Raw genomic sequence first — 18544 nt, forward strand, 5'->3', positions numbered from 1 at the left:
AGTCACATTTTGGTAACAGGAATCACGATGGCGGCGCGCCGCCTTGTGTAATTTCGCGAACCAAGGGCAGCTGCAGGGCGAACTGTGTGCGGCCGGGCTGAGACGTCACCGTGACCCGTCCACCGTGGGCCTCAACAATGGACTCGACAATGGACAACCCCAAACCGCTGGTGCCTTCAGCGGCGGGTGCGCCGGGCGTGCTGGCCGTTCCCGCGCGTGCCGCGTCTGCGCGGGCGAACCGCGCGAAGACCTGGTCCACGAACTCCGGCGGTATTCCGCCGCCGTCGTCCGTTACGGTTACAACCGCGGCTCCCTCCGGGGTCTTCCACACCCCCGTTACCACTGTGGTGCCCGGAGGGGTGTGCTTGCGGGCGTTGGAGAGCAGGTTCATCAACACCTGCCGCAGCTGCGACGGATCCCCGTTGACCACCACCGGCTCGTCGGGGAGCTCCAGCCGCCAGGTGTGCCCGGGCGCCATGACCTTCTCGTCGCTGACGGCTTCCACCACCAGCTGCGTTAGGTCCACCTCGCTTAGCTTCAGCGGCTGGCCCTCGTCAAGCCGCGCGAGCAGCAGGAGATCCTCCACCAAGGCGGTCATCCGTTCCGACTGGCTTTGCACCCGCGCCAGCGACTTCTGCCCGTCCGGAGTGAAGTTTTCCGTCATCCTCATCAGTTCGGTGTAGCCGCGGATGGCGGTCAGCGGCGTGCGTAGCTCATGGGAAGCGTCAGCCACGAACTGCCGCACCTTGGTTTCGCTCTTCTGCCGCGCCTGCAGCGCGTTGGCAACGTTGTCCAGCATGAGGTTCAGCGCGTGCCCCACGCTGCCCACCTCAGTTCCGGGGTTGGAGTTCGACGGCGGTACACGCACGGCAAGTGCCACCTCGCCGGCATCCAGGGGCAGCTGCGAAACCCGGGTGGCCACCTCGGACAGCTGTTCAAGGGGCTTCATGGTGCGGCGGATCAGGACTGTGCCCACCAGCCCGACCAGGAGCAACCCGCCCAGCGAGACGAACACGAAGGTCCACACCAGGGACGCGAGCGTGCCCTCCTTGGCAGCCAGGGGGAGTCCGGTCACCAGGACGTCGCCGAAACTGGTCTTGACCGCGATCAGCCGGTAGTTGCCGTTTGAAAGCCTGCGGTCAACAGGCCGGGCGTCGGCGGCCAGTGCCAGCAGGACCTGCTTGTCCTCGGTGGACAGTGCGGAGCGCGTGGTGTCCGGGGCAAGGAAGCCGGCGCTGTTGACCTGGCCGTTGAGGATGCGCGCGTTCAGTGTTCCCACGCTTTGGCCGCGGGAATCCAGGGGGTCCCTGCCGTTGAAGCCGCCGGAGGGAGGCCGGCCGGGATCGTTGGAGCGGGCTGCGGCCTGGCTCAGCTGCTCGTCCAGCTGGCGGGTGAGGAACGCGTCCATGGAGGCGTAGCTGGCCACGCCCACCGCACCGCAGATGGCGATCAGCAGCGCCATGGCCAGCAAAATAAGCCGGGTCCGCAGGTGCCAGGTGCCAGGCCTGAGCCAGCACCGGCGCTGCGGCTCCGCGGTGTGCACGGCGGTCATGGCGCCGCCTACTCCGCCGCCTTGATGACGTACCCGGCGCCCCGCACGGTGTGGATCATGGGCGGGTGCACGGCGTCCACTTTCTTGCGCAGGTAGGAAATGTAGAGTTCCACGATGTTTGCCTGGCCGCCGAAGTCGTAGTTCCACACCCGGTCCAGGATCTGGGCCTTGCTGATGACGCGCTTGGGGTTCTCCATGAGGTAGCGCAGCAGCTCGAACTGGGTGGCCGTTAGCTGGACGTCATCACCGGCCCGCGTGACTTCGCGTGTGTCCACGTTCAGAACAAGGTCTCCCACCACCAGTTCAGCAGTGTCCATGGCGGCAACGCCGGAGCGCTGTACCAGCCCGTGCAGCCTCAGCAGGACTTCCTCCATGCTGAACGGCTTGGTGACATAGTCGTCGCCGCCGGCGGCGAGGCCCACGATCCTGTCCTGGACCGCGTCTTTGGCGGTCAGGAAAAGCGCGGGGACCTCGGGCGCGAAAGCGCGGATCCTGCCCAGGACCTCGACGCCGTCGAACCCTGGAATCATGACGTCGAGGACCAGGACGTCGGGGCGGAAATCCTTGGCCAGCTTCACCGCTTCAGGGCCGTCGGCAGCAACTGCCACGGACCAGCCCGCCATGCGCAGCCCCATGCTCATGAGTTCAGAGAGGCTGGGTTCGTCATCCACCACGAGGGCCCTGATGGGGGAGCCGTCCGGATGGGTGAGCTTGGGGAGGTTGTTTGTCATGGAGTGCGAAGTGGCCATGGGACAACTCTCCGATCATTGGTTTATGCCCGGCTATGGCAAACCTGTGGCCCAGCTGTGAATATCCCGGCGTAGCGAGCTGAATGCCGGAGACGCGGCTGCTCCTGCCATGCCCCAGCGGCGGGGTTGCCGTTGAGGTGCAGTTTCCCCGGAGAATTTTTTGTCCGAAACCGTGGGCGGTTGGACACGACGGCAAGGCGGTGAGTGGGATTTCCCTATCAGTCCCGGTCCTGAATATTTTAGCGTGAAACTCCCATTCCGCCGAACAAAGTTCTGTCCAAGGCCGAAAGTGCGCCCCTTCAAGGATAACGAACGTTATTTTTATGGCTCTGCCAGAATCGTGATTTGCAGCACATTAGCCGATTTCGTCTCATTATGCGGACGATCGCGTCCATTGTTACTTGCAAGTTGGCATTGTTACGCTGCACACTTCCAATGTGAACAAGAACTCAACAGCACCTGCAGCCGCAGAATATTGGCCCAGCACATCCGCTGCTGCCGACATGCGCTGTTGTCGAATGCACGCCTGACCTTCCCACCCTCCGAAGTTCTTAGGCATTCGCCCCCAGCCCAGCGTCGGGCGCCCCTCCCCAGTTCTCATTGCGGGGAAACCCAGCATTCGGGCCGTGATGACGGCCATTCACATTGAGGTAAGCACATATGTCAGTTGCATCCGGATACGTCCACATCTCTGTCCGTAACGCCGCCAAGGCGGGCCAGCCCTCCGGCCTCCGCCCCGGCTTCGGCCCCCGGCCTGCCCTTGCTCCCTCTGCTTCCGGAAGCAACTTTCCCGCCCAGGGCTATGCGCCCCAGGGCTATAACCCCAATTCCTACGGGCAGCTCCGCGCCGTCCAGCCTGCCGAGGCGGCGCCGATGACGGCCCCCACTCCCGTAGTAGCCGGCCCGGCTGCTGTCCGGCCCGTCGCCAATGACAACGTCGCCCGCGGATTCGTCCTCTACATGGGTATCGACGAGGAAACCGCAGCAGCCGCCGGAACCTCCATCGCCAAGCTGGCCCAGGAAATCCGCGCCTACGCCCAGTCCCTGGTGTCCGGAGCAGAAAGCTACGCAGCCGTCGCCGTGGCTCCCGCAGGCACCCCCGGTTCCGCGCTCGACGTCGTCCGTTCCACCTTCGGCGACCCCACCGTCAACACCCGCCCGCGCACTGAGGCCCCGCGTCCCGCGCAGGCCCAGGAGCCGCGCCCGTCCGGTGTCCTGATCGACCTCGCCCGCCGCGAGGTCCACCTGGACGGCGAGTCCCTCAACCTGACGTTCAAGGAGTTCGAACTCCTGAACTACCTCGTGGAAAACGGAACCCGCACCGTGGGCCGCGATGAGCTCCTGGAAGGTCTCTGGCGCAATGCCGAAGAGGTCCCCAACGAGCGCACCATCGACGTCCATATCCGCCGGCTGCGCTCCAAGCTGGGCCGGCTCGCCAACACCGTGCGCACCGTCCGCGGCCAGGGATACCGGTTCTACGAGCACCCCGAAGTGGTTGTCTGGGCCGCTCCGGAATACTCGATCTAGGTCTTTTCGCGACCACGCCAAAGCGGCTTTCTGCCGGGTTGGGTCACCGTGCGCTGCGTCGGCTGGCTATAGGCTTAGGCCATGAGTGGGCACCATCTTCGACGGCTTGTGATCATGCGCCACGCCAAGGCCGATTGGCCTGGCGGCGTGGCCGATCACGAGCGTCCGCTGGAGGAGCGTGGCCACCGTGAGGCGCCGCTGGCGGGCCGTTGGCTGCTCAAGCACAACATCGTCCCGGACTTCATCCTCTGCTCCAGTGCCCTGCGGACCAGGCAGACCTGTACCTGGGTGTGCTCGGAGCTGGGGGACAAAGCGCCCACCCCCAAGCTTGAAGACGGGCTGTACGCTGCCTCCGCACTTCGGATGCTGACGGTCATCAACCACGTTCCGGACACCGTGACCACACTGATGGTGATTTCACACCTGCCGGGGGTCCAGGACCTGGCAATGCACCTCGCCTCGCGGGATTCCGACCACGATGCCTACATGGACGCCGCCACCAGGTACCCCACCAACGCCCTCACCGTCCTTGAGACGGAGAAGTCCTGGGCCGAATTGGACGGACAGGACGCCCGTATCACCAAGTTCAAGGTTCCCCGGGCCCGCCACTAGCCTGGCGCCATCCTGACGGGCCGGCAGGAGTCACCGGCGCGGTGGAGGTTTGGCCCCCGTTTTCGGCGTTGTCCTGGCAGGGGAAGCGGACGACGACGGCCGGTTGGCTGCGCTGGAAGGCACCCGCGCAGGCGCGCGGAGGCCGCCGGTTCCCTCACCACGAGTCCGCTGTGCCGATGCCTGCTGGGCCGGCTTGCGCTGGGCTGTCCCTTTGGCAGCTGGCCTGCCCGGCGCCGTCGTCCGTCCCTTCACGGAAGCGCCCCTGCTTGCTGGGCCCGTGGCGGCAGTGCCTTTTCTGCCCGTGCCCCGCCCAGCCGTGCCCCGCCCAGCCGTGCCCTTCCTGGACAGAGCCTGCAGCCTGCGCCCGCGGGGCCAGGCCGCACCGAGGAACAGCACGAGCAGGGTAACCACGGCTGCAGCGGCAGCACCAAAAAAGTAATTGTCGGGATCGTCGGTGGGCAACGGCGTTCCTACAAACGAGGACTCGCCGGCGAAAGCCAGCTCCCACGTGCTGATGAAGGCGAGGGAAAAGCCGATGGTGAGGCTGGCGCCCCCACCGGCAACCAGCAGGGCAAGGCGCCGCCCCCGGTTCAGGATCTCCGTAATACAGGCCAGGCACGCCAGCGCCAGGACACCGAGGAACGCGATGAACACCGGCTCAGCGAGCGTCATCCCGGTCAGCACCAGCAGGCCGGCCGCAACAATACCGGAAATAACCGCGAACTTTCCGCTCTTCCCCATGGGTCCAATCATCCCTGAGCCGGAGGCTGCTTCAGCACGTAGCCGCGCATGATGGCCATGATTGCTGCAACGCTTTGGTCACGCGTCCGCTCGGGGTGGTATGTCTGGCGGTCCAGTCCCACCACGAAGCAGGCCCCGAAGATGGCGGTTTCCAGGCTGCCCCGGGAAACCAACGGGTCCACGGGGTATTCCTTTGCCACCTTCTCCACTGCCTCCCCGATCACCGCCAGCAGCTCGCCGCGAAGGACCGCGAACGTGCCCTGCCACTCGCTGGGCGTACGCCAGTTTTCGCTGACCCAGAGGCGCGCGAAGGACGGGTACTCCGCCATGAAGTCCATGGCCTGGCCGATCATTGCCTCCATGGCCCGCAGCGGGTCGCTTGCCCGGGTGCCGCCGGCCCCGGCGTGGTCCGCAGGACCATCAGCTCCCGATTCCGGTGCTCCCTGTTCCGGCGCTAACAGGAGGCGGGCCTTCAGGATGTCCACACCATGCCGCAGCAGCTGCGCGATGAGCTCCGACTTGCTGCCGAAGTTGTAGTAGACGGTTCCCTTGGAGACGCCCGCCGCAGCGGCGATCTCATCAACCGTGACACCCGCCGCACCCCGCTCGCCGATGAGTTCCATGGATGCGTCGAAGAGTTTCTGGCGCGTAACGCCGGTCCGGGCAGGGCGGAGACTCTTCGCTGCTCCCGGTGGCTCCGTCCTCATAGCGCAATCTCAGGTTTCAGCGTTTTCAGGGTCCAGTACTTGTTCCTGCGCACCGCAAGCGTGGACATGGCCGCACCCAGCGCGGTATAGCCCACCAGGCCCAGTACCGTGGGTGCGATCATGGCCAGGTCCCCGCCATAGACCAGGTGCCGCATCCCGGCCACCACATAGCCCATGGGCAGGACCTCATGGACCACATGGAGAGGCTGCGGAGTGGTTTGCCAGGGGAAGGTGCCGCCGGAGGACACCAGCTGCAGGACCAGCAGGATCAGCACCACGAGTTTCCCCGGAGACCCGAGCAGCGCCACAACGCCTTGGATGAGGGCGCTGAACGCCATGGCTGCGGCGAGCATAAAGAGCCACATCAGGACAGGGTGGGCGGGATTGAGCCCCAGGGCAAGATTCACTACCAGGGTGAGGAGGGTTGCCTGTACCGCCGAGACCGCCAGGAACGGGAGCCAGCCGCCCAGTGCGATCTTCCAGGATGCCGCATTGGACGCCAGCGCCCGCTGGGTGATGGGACGCATTGCCTGGACCAGCATGAAGATGCCGATCCACAACGCAAGGGTGAGGAAGAACGGCGCCAACCCGGCGCCGTACGACTCCGCCTTGGCCTGTGAGACGTTGCTGACCGAAACGGGGTCTGCCATGACGCGGGAGAGGTTGCTCTTCTGGGCGTCATCAGGGTTGGGCACCTGCCCTGCCCCTTTACTGATTTCGTCCGCCAGCGTGCGTGACCCGCCCGCTGCCGTCCCGGCACCATCCACCAGCTGGGCTGCCCCGGCATCCACCCTGCTTGCTCCTTCAGCGAGGCGGCCGGCAGTGTCGAGCGCGGCCTGTTCTCCCGTGGCCAGCGCGGCAGCCCCGGTGTGCAACTGGTCGGCACCGGACGAAGCCTGCGACACGGCGTCCCTCAAGGCCGGCGTGCCCGCGGCGAGCTGCGCCGCGCCGGCACTGACGGACGCTGCTCCGTCCGCCAAATGCTGGATCTGGGCGGCGTCTGCCTGGATCCCCGTTTTGGCTGCAGCCATAGGGCTCGAGCCGGCCGTGGCGTCGAAGTCGGCCAGGATGCTGTCGGCCTGCTCCTGCGTGAGGATGCCTGCCGCGATGAGCCTGTTGTTTGATTCCATCACCCGTGTCCGGAGCCCCTGGTCTGCGGCCTCCAACTGGGCTGCAACGCCCTGCACCTTGGCGTTCAGCTGCGCGTTTCCGGCTGCCACCTGCGCTGCCCCGGCGGCGAGGTTTCGGGAATCGGCGGGCAGCGTGGACGTCTTGTCCTTGAGCGTGGAGAGTCCGCTGCTGAGCTGGCCTGCGCCATCGGTCAGCTCGTTGGCGCCGTCGCGCAGCTTGGCCTGCCCGGCATAAAGCCCGCCGGCGCCGTTGCTCAACTCGGCGGTGCCCTCATGGAGGGCGGCGGCTCCGTCGCGGAGCCGCCCCACGCCGTCCGCCAACTGGCCGGCGCCGTCTGCGGCCTTGACCATCTGTGCATGGATGGTGCCAAAACCCGTCAGCAGCTGGTTGGCCGTTTCCTCGCCCACCTCCGTGGCAACAGTGCTGTGGACGGCGGTGGTGAGTTTATCCACAATGGTGCTCAGGAGGTAGTTGTTGGCATCGTTGGTGGTGACGTTCAGCATTGCCCGGCTGGCGGAATCAAAGCTGCCCGGCGAGACCAGATTGCCCGAAAAGTCCCGGGGAATTTTCAAGGCGAAGGCGTATTCGCCGCTGCTGACCCCTTGGTCCGCCTCTTCCGTGGTGGCGACGGGTATCCAGTGGAACACGTTGCCGTCCACCAGGCTGTCCGCCACCTTCGCCCCCGCCTGGAGCCGCGTACCGTCGCTGGCCGGGGCGCCGGCGTCCTCAACAACAAGGGCCGCGTCGATGTGGTCGAGGTTGCCGTAGGGATCCCAGTTTGCGTAGAGGTACACGGCGCCGTACAGCAGGGGGACCATGGTCAGCGCGAGGATGGTCAGCTTCGGCAGCAGCCCGCCGGTCATCCTCTTGAGTTCGGAGCGGGCCAGCCGCAGTACCGTCATTTGGCAACCTCTGTTTCGAGTTCAGCAGTTTCCGCGGCATTCCCCGTGGCGGCATCCCCCGCGGCGGCGTTGCCGATGGCTGCGCTGGGTCCGTCCCACGACGTCGGGAGGGCGCCAACAGTGGCGACGACGGCGAGCGGCCGTCCGCCGTCGAACGCCAGGCGCTGCAGCCCCGGCAGCCACTCGGACTCATCCGCACCGTGCCGGTCGGGGGAATCGACCACCAGCAAGTCCGTGCGCGGATTTGCCAGCGCGAGCGCGGTCAGGAGCTCAAGCCGCCGGCCGGGGTCCAGTTGCTCGGTCCAGAGGCCGGCAATGTCCTCGAAGCTGTTCACCTTCAGCCACGGGTTGCTTAGCAATGCCCCCCGGTAGCGTCGCGGGACCAGGGCAAGGTCCTCGGTGACAAGGTCCCGGACGCTGAGGTGCTGTTCCGGCTCGTTCACACCGGGGGAGTCCACCAGGGCGCTGGCCAGCCGGCGCGGTTTGATGCGCTCGCTGCCGTCCCAGGTGATGAGGCCTCCTGTTGCCTTCATCCTGCCGCTGAGCACCAGCGCAAGAGCTGTGCGGTGGTCCTGCCGTCGCCCGGTGGCCAACAGGAGTTCGCCGCGGTTCACGTGGAGGGAAGTCGCCGGAAGCAGGGGGTCCCTGCGGCCCATGACAGAGAGCAGCTGTGCTGAGAGCAAGTTTGGCCTTTCGCAGAATGCGTCCGGTCCCAGCCTAACTAAACTGACCGGTCAGTTCAAATAGGGGTCGGTTCGACGTCCTAGAGGCCGTATTTTTCCAGGAGCCGCAGCCAAACCTCACTGATCGTGGGGTAAGACGGGACCGCATGCCACAACCGGTCAAGCGGGACCTCGCCCACTACGGCGATCGTTGCGGCGTGCAGGAGCTCGGACACGTCCGGACCGGCGAACGTGGCGCCCAGCAGTACCTTCCGGTCCTCATCGACCACCAGCTGCGCCCAGCCCTCGTAATTCTCCGAATGCAGTGAAGACCCGGCAACCTGGATGGGGAGTTCCACCGAAGAGGCGTTGTAGCCGTCCTTGCGGGCACTTTCCAGGGTGCGGCCGACGGTGGCAACCTCAGGATCGGTAAACACGACATTGGGCACGGCATGCTGGTTGGCAGTCTGTGCATAGCGGCTCCAGTCGGCCGGCCGCCCGCTCAGTTCGCCCTTGGCCCTGGCCGTGATGGCATCGCCCGTCGCCCGCGCCTCGTACTTGCCCTGGTGCGTCAGCAGGTTCTGGCCGGCTGCGTCACCCACGGCATACAGCCACGGGCCGTCGCCAGGGATGCCCTCCACCAGGCCGGAAATATCCGTACTGAGGTTCAGGCGGCCGCGGCTGTCCGGCTCGATGCCGACGCTTTCCAGTCCCAGGCCCTCAAGCGCGGGATGCCTGCCCGTGGCGACGAGGACCTTGTCAGCGATGACCGCTGACCCGTCGGCCAACTGCAAACTGAACGTGCCGTCGTCGTTCGCGGTGATGCCCTCCGTCACGGTATTGAGCCGGATGTCCACGCCGTCCGCGCGCAGGCCGGCGGCAACCAGACTGGCCGCCTCCTCCGGATAGTTCCCCAGCAGCCTGCTGCGCGCCATGAGCGTCACAGTGGACCCGAGGCGGGCGTATGCCTGGGCCAGCTCTGTCCCGGCGACGCCACCGCCCAGGACAGCGAGCCGCTCCGGGATTTCGCTGGCGGAGGTGGCGTCCCTGGTTCCCCAGACCTGCACGTCCTCAAGCCCTTCGATCGGGGGCATGTTCGGCATTGACCCTGTGGCCAGCACCACCGCGTGGCGCGCCTGCAGCAGGTGCGAGGTGCCGTCCAGCCCTGCTACCTGGACCGACTTGGGAGCCGTAAGCCAGGCGTGGCCCCTGATGAGGTCGATGCCGGAATCCTTGACCCAGTCAACCTGGCTGTCATCCTGCCAGTTGGACGTGAAGTGGTCCCTGCGCTTAAGCACTGCGGCAGCATCCAGTGTCCGCGTGACGGCCTCCTTGGCACCCGGCGCCGTCTGCGCGGAGTGCAGCGCCGTTCCGGGCCGAAGCAGGGCCTTTGACGGCATGCATGCCCAGTAGGAGCACTCGCCGCCCACCAATTCCGCCTCCACCAGCACCACGGAAAGGCCGCCCTGGACGGCGCGGTCCGCAACGTTTTCCCCCGCGGCGCCGGCGCCGATCACCACAACGTCAAATTCCTGCTTCACAGGCTCGGGCATCATGGGGACAGCCTACGCCCGGGAGGTGCGGACGTGGGTCAACGCAAAAGGTCCGCACCGGCGAACCGGTGCGGACCTTATTGGTGCGCCCAAAGGGATTCGAACCCCTGACCTTCTGTTCCGTAGACAGACGCTCTATCCAGCTGAGCTATGGGCGCATTCCGTGTTCCTGGAGAAGAACCGCTCTCCCTGAACCTCGAATTACTTTACGCGAGGGTTGGCTGGGATGCCAAATCGAAGAGCGTGTAATCTCGGCTACTAGACCGGTATAGGTGACCTTCGTCACTTTGTCGTAGAATTTCAGCCTGAAGTTCCTTGATTTCCCGCGGAATTCTATTTCTGTGACCTCAAATCGTCAGCTGACGTCCGAAAAACGGCAGTGGTCCGGACCATAACATTTAGGACACACCGATGAACCCGAGGAAGGGAACCGTAATGGGCGATCTGGCACAGAAGCCGCTGCTTGAGAAAGCACCCACCACACATGCCGGCCTGCTGGCATGGGTCGAAGAGGTTGCCGAGCTTACGCAGCCGGACCGGATCCACTGGGTTGACGGATCCGAGGCGGAAAACACGCGCCTCACAGACGAGCTCGTGGCTGCCGGCACCCTGACCCGGCTGAACCAGGAACTGTTCCCCAACTCCTTCGCCGCTTTCTCCGACCCCGCGGACGTTGCCCGTGTGGAGGAGCAGACCTTCATCTGCTCGGAAAACAGGCGCGACGCAGGCTTCACCAACAACTGGATGGCACCGGCCGAGATGAAGGAGAAGCTGCGCGGACTGTTTGCCGGCTCCATGCGCGGCCGAACCATGTACGTCATCCCGTTCGTCATGGGCCACCTGGACGCGGAGGACCCGAAGTTCGGCGTCGAGATCACGGACAGCGCCTACGTTGTTGCCTCGATGCGGATCATGGCCCGCATCGGCACCGACGTGCTGGACCGCATCACTGAAACCAACGCGTTCTACGTCCCCGCGCTGCACTCCCTCGGCGCCCCGCTGGAGCCCGGCCAGAATGACGTGCCGTGGCCGTGCAACCCGGACAAGTGGATTGTCCACTTCCCTGAGGAGCGGTCCATCTGGTCCTTCGGCTCCGGCTACGGCGGCAACGCCCTGCTGGGCAAGAAGTGCTATGCCCTCCGCATCGCCTCCGTGATGGCCCGCGACGAAGGCTGGCTGGCCGAGCACATGCTCATCCTGAAGCTGACCTCCCCCGAGCAGAAGACGTACTACGTCTCGGCAGCCTTCCCGTCTGCCTGCGGCAAGACCAACCTTGCGCTGCTCGACCCCACCATCAAGGGCTGGAAGGTGGAGACCCTCGGCGACGACATCACCTGGATGCGCTTCGGCAAGGAAGGCGAGCTCCGCGCCGTCAACCCCGAAGCCGGCCTGTTTGGCGTGGCCCCCGGCACCGGCTGGGGCACCAACCCCAACGCGATGCGTGCCATTGCAAAGGGCAACAGCATCTTTACCAACGTCGCCCTCACTGACGACGGCGGCGTGTGGTGGGAGGGCATGACCGAGGAAGTGCCCGCGCACCTCACCGACTGGCAGGGCAACTCCTGGACTCCGGATTCGGACACGCCTGCTGCGCACCCGAACTCCCGCTTCTGCACCCCGATCGACCAGATCGACATGCTGGCCGAGGAGTACCACAGCCCCAATGGTGTGGAGCTCTCCGCCATCCTGTTCGGCGGCCGCCGCAAGACCACCATTCCGCTGGTCACCGAGGCGCGCAGCTGGTCCAACGGCATCTTCATGGGAGCAACCCTGTCCTCGGAAACCACTGCAGCAGCAGCCGGTGCCGTAGGCGTGGTGCGTCGGGATCCCATGGCCATGCTGCCCTTCATCGGCTACGACGCCGGCGACTACCTGAACCACTGGGTCAACCTCTCCGCAAAGGCCAACCCGGAGCGCCTGCCCAAGATCTTCCTGGTCAACTGGTTCCGCCGGAACTCCGAAGGCGGCTTCGCATGGCCCGGCTTCGGCGACAACGCCCGCGTCCTCAAGTGGGCCATCGAGCGGCTCGAGGGCAAGGCCGACGCCGTCGAAACACCCATCGGCTTTGTGCCGACGGGCGATGCCATCGATCTCGACGGCCTGGACATGACCCCGGCGCAGGTTGAGGAAGCCGTCAAGGTGGACCCGGTCGAGTGGGCCACGGAGCTTGCGTCCATCGAGGAATGGTTCGCCAACTTCGGCGAGTCGCTCCCGGCGGCACTTCAGTCCGAGCTGGCCGGCCTGAAGTCCAGGCTGGGACAGGCCTCCTAGGAACAGCGGCGTTCCTCAGCGGGACGACGGCGGCCCCGCACCTTTTCGCGAAAGGTGCGGGGCCGCCGTCGTTGGCTTCTAGCTGGCGAGCCAGATGTCCGGGCCGAAGACCTCATAGTGGATCCGGGCGGCCGGGATGCCGGCGTTGATGGCTTCGTCACGGATGTTCTTCATGAACGGCAGCGGGCCGCAGAGGTATAGGGACGCCTCCGCCGGCAGGTCCACCTCACGCAGAGACATGAAACCTTCCTTGGCTCCGGCCGCGGGCTGTTCGAGCCAGAGCTGCAGCTTGGCACCGTCCAGACGATTGACGTCGTCCGTCATCTGGCTGCGCAGGGCCCAGCTGTCCAAGGTGCTTTCCGCGTGGAGCACCAGCACTTGCCGTTCGGATCCGGACTCTGCCAGGGACCGAAGGATGGACGCGGTAGGGGTGCAGCCGATGCCAGCGGAAGCCAGCACCACCGGCCCGTCACCGTCCTTCAGGGTGATCTCGCCGTAGGGGTTGGAGATCTCCAGGATGTCGCCGACCTGCACGTTGTTGTGGAGCACGGGCGAGACTTCGCCGCCGTCGTCCAGTTTGGTGGTGAAGGTGCGGCCGGTGCCGGCGTCGCCGGAGAGGGAGTACTGGCGGACCTGGCGAAGGCCGTCCGGCAGCGTGACCTTGACGCTGATGTACTGGCCCGGAAGCGCTTCGGTGATGGGGGTGTCGTCCGCGGGCTCCAGCGTGAAGGTCATGGCACCGGTGCCGGCGGGGGTTTTCGCGGCCACGCGCCAGGGAGCCCACATCTTGCTGTTGGCCTGGCGTGCGTACAGGCCCTTCTCGATCTTGATCAGCGCGTCGGCCATGAGCCAATAGACCTCGGTCCATGCCTCGGCGATCTCGGGGGTGATCACCTCTGAGAGGTCATCGGCAATGGCAGCGAAGAGGTGCTCGTAGACTACCTGGTACTGCGGTTCAGTGATACCCAGGGACGCGTGCTTGTGGGCGATCCGGGAGAGGACGGTCTCCGGAAGGGTGCCCGGGTTGTTGACCAGGTGGGTCGCGAAAGCGGCGATGCTTCCGGCGAGAGCCTGCTGCTGGTTGCCCGAGCGCTGGTTGGAGCGGCTGAACAGGCCGTCCAGAAGCTCGGGGTGCGCTGCGAACAGGCGCGCGTAGAAGTTGGGGGTGATGGCGCCGATCCGTGAACCGACCAGGGGCAGCGTTGCTTCGATGACGGGGCGGGATTTTTCCGAGAGCATGGGAACTCCTGAGGTAGTGACCGGGGCCTTCGTCCGGCCTTCGTGAATACCTGCATTCCATATGCTGGTTTTCATACCCAACTTCTACATCTTGTAGAAGTTGGAAGCAAATCGGCCGGTGGTGAAGGCGGGGCCGGGGGTGTCAGAGCCCCGGGCGGAGTCCGATCATGCTGAAGACCGGGGCCATTTGGCCGGACACGGGGAGGTCCGCAATGTTGACGGAATCGAGTTCCTGGTAGAAAGCCTCGCGTGCCCGGGAGAGTGCGGAGCGGAGCCGGCATTCGTTGATCAGGGGGCAGTTCCCGCCGGGAGCCACGCAGTCCGCCGCGTCGGTCCGGGTATCGAGCTGCCGCAGGACCTGACCCACGGTGGCATTGCGGCCGGCGTGGCTAAGGCGGGAACCGCCGGTCCGGCCGCGGACCACCTCGAGATATCCGAGGGTGCGCAGCTTCGCCATCGCTTTGCTGACGTGGTTGTAGGGCGTGCCTACGGAGTCGGCGACGTTCTGCGTGGTCAGCAGGGCACCCGCGGGGGCTGCCGCAAGCACCATGAGGGCCCGCAGGCTGACGTCGGCGAACGCGTTGATCTTCATGGAGGCGCCGCCGGTCTAGTCCACCCAGATCGCGGGCTCGCTGGCATCGGCCGCCAGCTCCCCGAATTCCCACGTCTGGGTTCCGGCATTGGCCGAGTAGGGCAGCACGGCAGCGAAGACAGAGCCGTCGCGGTGTTCAGCCGCCACGTGGATGGCGTCCGAGTCCTCCTCCACCAGCAGGATGTCGCAGACCACGGCGGCAGCCCGGAAGTCCTCCCGGTTCTGCCGCAGCAGGGCTGTGAGGTCGCTGATCATGGCGTCGGCATCAAAGTCGCCGTCTGAACCTTCCGCGGCGTCTGCCGGCGAGACGGCCACCAGCCGCACCTCGCCGTCGTTCTGGACGGTCAGGGCGAAGGGCAGGAAGCCGCCGCTGCGGTGCAGCTGCTCCTGGGCGGCACTGACGCCCGTGCCCAGGAGGTTCTCCAGGTCCGTGGCGGTGGCATCCGGCACCGAGCCGCGCCAGGAGCCCTGTCCTTCGGAGCCCGGCTCCGGGGTGTCTGTCACGCTGGCCTACGCCCGGACAATCGACAGGACCCGGTCCCGGACCTGTTCCATGGTGGCGCGGTCGGTCGCCTCGGCGTTGAGCCGGAGGAAGGGTTCGGTGTTGGACGGACGCAGGTTGAACCAGTAGCTGCCGTCGTTGGCCGTGAACGTGCTGCCGTCCAGGGTGTCGATGGTGATGTCCTCGTCCGCGAAGGCCGCTCGGACACGCTCGACGGCGGCGGGCTTGTCATCGACCTCGGAGTTGATCTCGCCCGAGCTGACGTACGGCTCGTACTCGCGGCCCAGTTCCGAAAGGGGTCCGTCCTGTTCACCCAGGGCCGCCAGCACGTGCATGGCCGCCAGCATGCCCGTGTCCGCGTTCCAGAAGTCACGGAAGTAGAAGTGGGCTGAGTGCTCCCCGCCGAAGACGGCGCCTTCCTTCGCCATGACCGCCTTGATGAAGGAGTGGCCCACCCGCGTGCGGACAGCCCGGCCGCCGTCGTGCTCTACAAGCTCTGACACGGCCCGCGAGGTGAGGAGATTGTGGATGATCGTGGGGGTTGCCTCGCCCAGGGCCTTGGCGCGGGCAATCTCGCGGCGCGCCACCATGCCGGTAATGGCCGACGGCGAGACGGGCTCGCCCTTCTCGTCCACCACGAAGCAGCGGTCGGCGTCGCCGTCGAACGCCAGGCCGATGTCCGCGCGGTGCTCCACCACTGCCGCCTGCAGGTCGCGGAGGTTCTCCGGTTCCAGCGGGTTCGCAGGGTGGTTGGGGAAGGAACCGTCCAGCTCGAAGTACAGGGGGATGATGTCCAGGGGCAGCTTGGGGAGCAGGGTATCGCCCAGCACTGCAGGGGTGGTGAGCCCTGCCATGCCGTTGCCGGCGTCCACAACAACCTTCAGCGGCCGGGACCCGGACAGGTCCACGAGCTTGCGGAGGTATTCGGAGTAGTCCTTGAGGACGTCGCGGACACCGATAAGCCCGCGCTTGGCCGCGGCCGGGATGGCGCCGGTGTTGAGGTACTTCTCGGCGAGGGCCTGGATGTCCTTGAGGCCGGACTCGGAAGAAATGGGAACGGCGCCGGCCTTGGACATCTTGATGCCGTTGTAGCCGGCAGGGTTGTGGCTCGCGGTGAATGTGGCCCCGGCACGGTTCAGGTAACCGCACGCGAAGTACAGCTCGTCCGTGGAAATCAGGTCCAGCAGCTCAACGTTGGCGCCGCGGGTGGCTGCGCCGTTGGCGAAGGCCTTGCTGAACTCCGGGGAGGACGGGCGCATGTCGCCGCCCACCAGGATGGTTTGGCCTTCGAGCTGGAGGATGTCCACGAAGGCGGCCCCCACGGCTTCGACGATTTCGGCGGTGATGGATTCGCCCACGATGCCGCGGACGTCGTACGCCTTGAAGGATGCCGAAAGGTCATAAGTCGTTGTCTGTTCGCTAGTCACGGGCTTTATCTTACGTGGGCCGCGAAAGTGGCTGTGGAGGACGGGTGGGGACAGGCGTATGTGACACGAACCTGCGGTGGCGGGGTTTCCACATAGGACGCTCCCGTGCGCCTGGTGTCGGAGGCGGCTGGGATACTGAATCAATGGTCGATAACCAGCACGCCACCAGCCTCATTGAACCCGTACCCGTTCCTGAACCGGCAAACAGCAACATCCTTCCGTCTTCGGCGACCCACGCGCAGGCGCTCGCCGTTCTCCGCGAGCTGGTGGGCAACCCGACGGCCGGTTTCCACGAGGGCCAGTTTGAAGCCATCGAGGCACTGGTCGACGACGGCCGCAGGGCGTTGGTAGTGCAGCGTACCGGTTGGGGAAAATCGGCAGTCTATTTCGTGGCCTCCTTGCTCCTGCGCCGCCGCGGGGCCGGGCCCACGCTCATCGTGTCGCCACTCCTCGCCCTGATGCGGGACCAGGTAGCCGCGGCGGCCCGGGCAGGAGTGCGTGCCGTGGCCATCAACTCCGCGAACCAGCTGGAATGGGACACCGTCCGCGAACAGCTCGCCGCTGACCAGGTGGACGTCCTGCTCGTGTCCCCCGAACGGCTGACCAACCCGTCCTTCCGCGAAAACCAGCTTCCCGAACTCATCCGGCGCACAGGCCTGCTCGTCATCGACGAGGCACACTGCATCTCCGACTGGGGCCACGACTTCCGGCCCGACTACCGCAGGATCGCGGACCTGATTACCCGGTTGCCGGATTCGGTTCCCGTCCTTGCCACCACAGCCACGGCCAACTCCCGGGTGGTCCACGACATTGAAGAGCAGCTCGGCGCCGGCGTCCTCACCATCCGTGGTGCGCTGGGCAGGGATTCCCTGCGGCTGGGGGTCCTGTCACTTCCTGATGCCAAGCAGCGCCTGGGCTGGCTGTTGACGCATCTGGCCGACCTTCCCGGAAGCGGCATCATCTATACGTTGACGGTGTCCGCGGCGGAGGATACAGCGCGCCTCCTGGCGGAGGCCGGCCACGAGGTGCTGGCCTATACCGGGCGCACGGACCCCGCAGACAGGGAACGCGCCGAACAGCTCCTGAAGGACAACCAGGTAAAGGCGCTGGTTGCCACGTCCGCACTGGGCATGGGTTTTGACAAGCCCGATCTCGGCTTCGTGGTCCACCTCGGAGCGCCGTCCTCGCCGGTGGCTTACTACCAGCAGGTTGGGCGCGCCGGCCGCGGGGCGGCAAACGCCGATGTCCTGCTCCTGCCGGGCCCCGAAGACCGGGACATCTGGCAGTACTTCGCCACGGCCTCCATGCCGTCGGAGGAAAAAGCCGCCGCCGTCCTCACGGCGCTGGCCGAAGCAGGCACCGCACTGTCCACGGTCGCGTTGGAAGCCAGGGTGGACCTCCGACGCACTCCGCTGGAACTGCTGTTGAAAGTCCTCTCGGTGGATGGCGCCGTGGAACGCGTGGGCGGCGGCTGGCGGTCCACCGGCCGGCCCTGGGCCTACGACGCCGAGCGGTACCGGCGGATAGCGGAGGCCCGCGTGGACGAGCAGGACTCCATGGTGATCTACCAGGACACTGCCGGCTGCCGGATGGAATACATCACGTCCGTCCTTGACGACGAGACCGCCCACGCCTGTGGCAGGTGCGATAACTGCGCCGGCAGGTGGTTCCCGGCAGAGATTGCCGAGCATGCCACCGCTGCGGCCGGCCAGACCCTCAGCAGGGCGGGCGGGGTGCTGGAACCACGGCTGCAGTGGCCCAGCGGCATGGACCGTCTTGGTGTCCCGGTGAAGGGAAAGCTCAAACCTGCAGAAGGAGTCTCCGAGGGGCGGGTCCTCGCAAGGCTGACAGACCTGGGCTGGGGCGGGGCACTGCGGGAGCTGTTTGCGGCCGGCGCGGGGGACCGGCCCGTTGACCCCGGCATGCTTCAGGCATGTGTCCAGGTGCTGCGCGAATGGGGTACGGGCAACCCCGGCAATCCCGGGTGGAGCGGGGCGGGACGGCCGGCGGCCATCGTCAGCATCCCCTCGCGGGGCAAGCCTGAGCTGGTGGGATCCCTTGCGAAGGGAATCTCGGAGATCGGCCGCATCCCATACCTGGGCGAGCTACAGCTTGCCCACGGGGGCCCCACGGGAAGCCGCGGCGGCAACAGCGCCTACAGGCTGGCGGGGGTGTGGGACCGCCTGGTGGTGGGGCCGGAGCTTGAGGCCGCACTGGGCCCGTTGCAGGGCGGCAGCGTGATGCTGGTCGATGACATCGTGGACAGCAGGTGGACGCTCACCGTGGCCGGCCGGGCCCTTCGCCAGGCCGGGGCTGGTGCTGTGCTTCCTCTGGTGCTGGCCCAGGCGGGCTGAATCTGGGTGCCCTGACTTAGGCC

At 66.2% G+C, this 18544-nt stretch carries 15 protein-coding genes and 1 tRNA gene; 4 read left to right on the forward strand and 12 right to left on the reverse strand.

All coding sequences use genetic code 11. The features are described from left to right. Window positions 1-22 precede the first annotated feature (22 nt). Entirely contained in the window at window positions 23-1552 is a 1530-nt protein-coding gene (locus C3B78_RS03200; RefSeq protein WP_104996786.1) for a HAMP domain-containing sensor histidine kinase, read from the reverse strand. Window positions 1553-1560: 8 nt separating this feature from the next. Next, window positions 1561-2301, reverse strand: coding sequence for a response regulator transcription factor (locus C3B78_RS03205; protein WP_104996787.1), 741 nt, complete (start codon window positions 2299-2301; stop codon window positions 1561-1563). Window positions 2302-2961: 660 nt separating this feature from the next. On the opposite strand from C3B78_RS03205, the gene C3B78_RS03210 reads away from it, so the two are divergent. Both C3B78_RS03210 and C3B78_RS03215 read left to right on the forward strand, forming a co-directional pair. Beyond that, window positions 2962-3828: a winged helix-turn-helix domain-containing protein gene (locus C3B78_RS03210; protein WP_104996788.1), complete on the forward strand. Its 867-nt coding sequence runs from the start codon at window positions 2962-2964 to the stop codon at window positions 3826-3828. 81 nt (window positions 3829-3909) lie between these two features. Next, window positions 3910-4440, forward strand: coding sequence for a SixA phosphatase family protein (locus C3B78_RS03215; protein ID WP_104996789.1), 531 nt, complete (start codon window positions 3910-3912; stop codon window positions 4438-4440). A gap of 30 nt (window positions 4441-4470) precedes the next feature. Here the strand turns inward: C3B78_RS03215 and C3B78_RS03220 are convergent, their stop codons facing one another. The 6 genes from C3B78_RS03220 to C3B78_RS03245 form a co-directional block, all read right to left on the reverse strand. Next, window positions 4471-5181 carry a hypothetical protein gene (locus C3B78_RS03220; RefSeq protein ID WP_104996790.1) on the reverse strand — a complete coding sequence of 237 codons (711 nt, stop codon included), beginning with the start codon at window positions 5179-5181 and terminating at the stop codon, window positions 4471-4473. Window positions 5182-5189: 8 nt separating this feature from the next. Next, on the reverse strand, window positions 5190-5888 hold the full coding sequence (locus C3B78_RS03225) for a TetR/AcrR family transcriptional regulator (RefSeq protein WP_104996791.1): 699 nt from the start codon (window positions 5886-5888) through the stop codon (window positions 5190-5192). Next, window positions 5885-7921 (reverse strand): YhgE/Pip family protein, encoded by a 2037-nt coding sequence (locus C3B78_RS03230; RefSeq protein WP_104996792.1) that lies wholly within the window; start codon window positions 7919-7921, stop codon window positions 5885-5887. The genes C3B78_RS03225 and C3B78_RS03230 overlap by 4 nt, the downstream gene beginning before the upstream one ends. Beyond that, window positions 7918-8604: an ABC transporter ATP-binding protein gene (locus C3B78_RS03235; RefSeq protein WP_234005503.1), complete on the reverse strand. Its 687-nt coding sequence runs from the start codon at window positions 8602-8604 to the stop codon at window positions 7918-7920. The genes C3B78_RS03230 and C3B78_RS03235 overlap by 4 nt, the downstream gene beginning before the upstream one ends. 80 nt (window positions 8605-8684) lie before the next feature. Then, a complete protein-coding gene (locus C3B78_RS03240; protein WP_442778267.1) occupies window positions 8685-10136 on the reverse strand; it encodes a dihydrolipoyl dehydrogenase family protein in 1452 nt (483 codons plus the stop codon). An 81-nt stretch (window positions 10137-10217) separates the two neighbouring features. Further along, window positions 10218-10294, reverse strand: a tRNA-Arg gene (locus tag C3B78_RS03245). Window positions 10295-10571: 277 nt separating this feature from the next. Here C3B78_RS03245 and C3B78_RS03250 point away from each other — a divergent pair. After that, the gene (locus tag C3B78_RS03250) at window positions 10572-12407 is read left to right on the forward strand and encodes a phosphoenolpyruvate carboxykinase (GTP) (RefSeq protein WP_104996794.1); all 1836 of its coding nucleotides are present in this window, start codon (window positions 10572-10574) and stop codon (window positions 12405-12407) included. A gap of 78 nt (window positions 12408-12485) precedes the next feature. On the opposite strand, the gene C3B78_RS03255 is transcribed toward C3B78_RS03250, so the two are convergent. From C3B78_RS03255 to C3B78_RS03270, 4 genes are all read right to left on the reverse strand, one after another. Then, entirely contained in the window at window positions 12486-13646 is a 1161-nt protein-coding gene (locus tag C3B78_RS03255) for a globin domain-containing protein (protein WP_104996795.1), read from the reverse strand. 142 nt (window positions 13647-13788) lie between these two features. Beyond that, window positions 13789-14238: an RrF2 family transcriptional regulator gene (locus C3B78_RS03260; RefSeq protein WP_104996796.1), complete on the reverse strand. Its 450-nt coding sequence runs from the start codon at window positions 14236-14238 to the stop codon at window positions 13789-13791. Between the two features lie 15 nt (window positions 14239-14253). Beyond that, on the reverse strand, window positions 14254-14742 hold the full coding sequence (locus C3B78_RS03265) for a hypothetical protein (protein ID WP_104996797.1): 489 nt from the start codon (window positions 14740-14742) through the stop codon (window positions 14254-14256). A 6-nt stretch (window positions 14743-14748) separates the two neighbouring features. After that, complete coding sequence (locus C3B78_RS03270) at window positions 14749-16167, reverse strand: phosphomannomutase/phosphoglucomutase (RefSeq protein ID WP_104996798.1); 1419 nt, start codon at window positions 16165-16167, stop codon at window positions 14749-14751. A 143-nt stretch (window positions 16168-16310) separates the two neighbouring features. On the opposite strand from C3B78_RS03270, the gene C3B78_RS03275 reads away from it, so the two are divergent. Continuing rightward, window positions 16311-18521 carry a RecQ family ATP-dependent DNA helicase gene (locus C3B78_RS03275; protein WP_104996799.1) on the forward strand — a complete coding sequence of 737 codons (2211 nt, stop codon included), beginning with the start codon at window positions 16311-16313 and terminating at the stop codon, window positions 18519-18521. Window positions 18522-18544: the final 23 nt, after the last annotated feature.

Source organism: Arthrobacter sp. PGP41 (assembly GCF_002953935.1).
GTDB lineage: Bacteria > Actinomycetota > Actinomycetes > Actinomycetales > Micrococcaceae > Arthrobacter.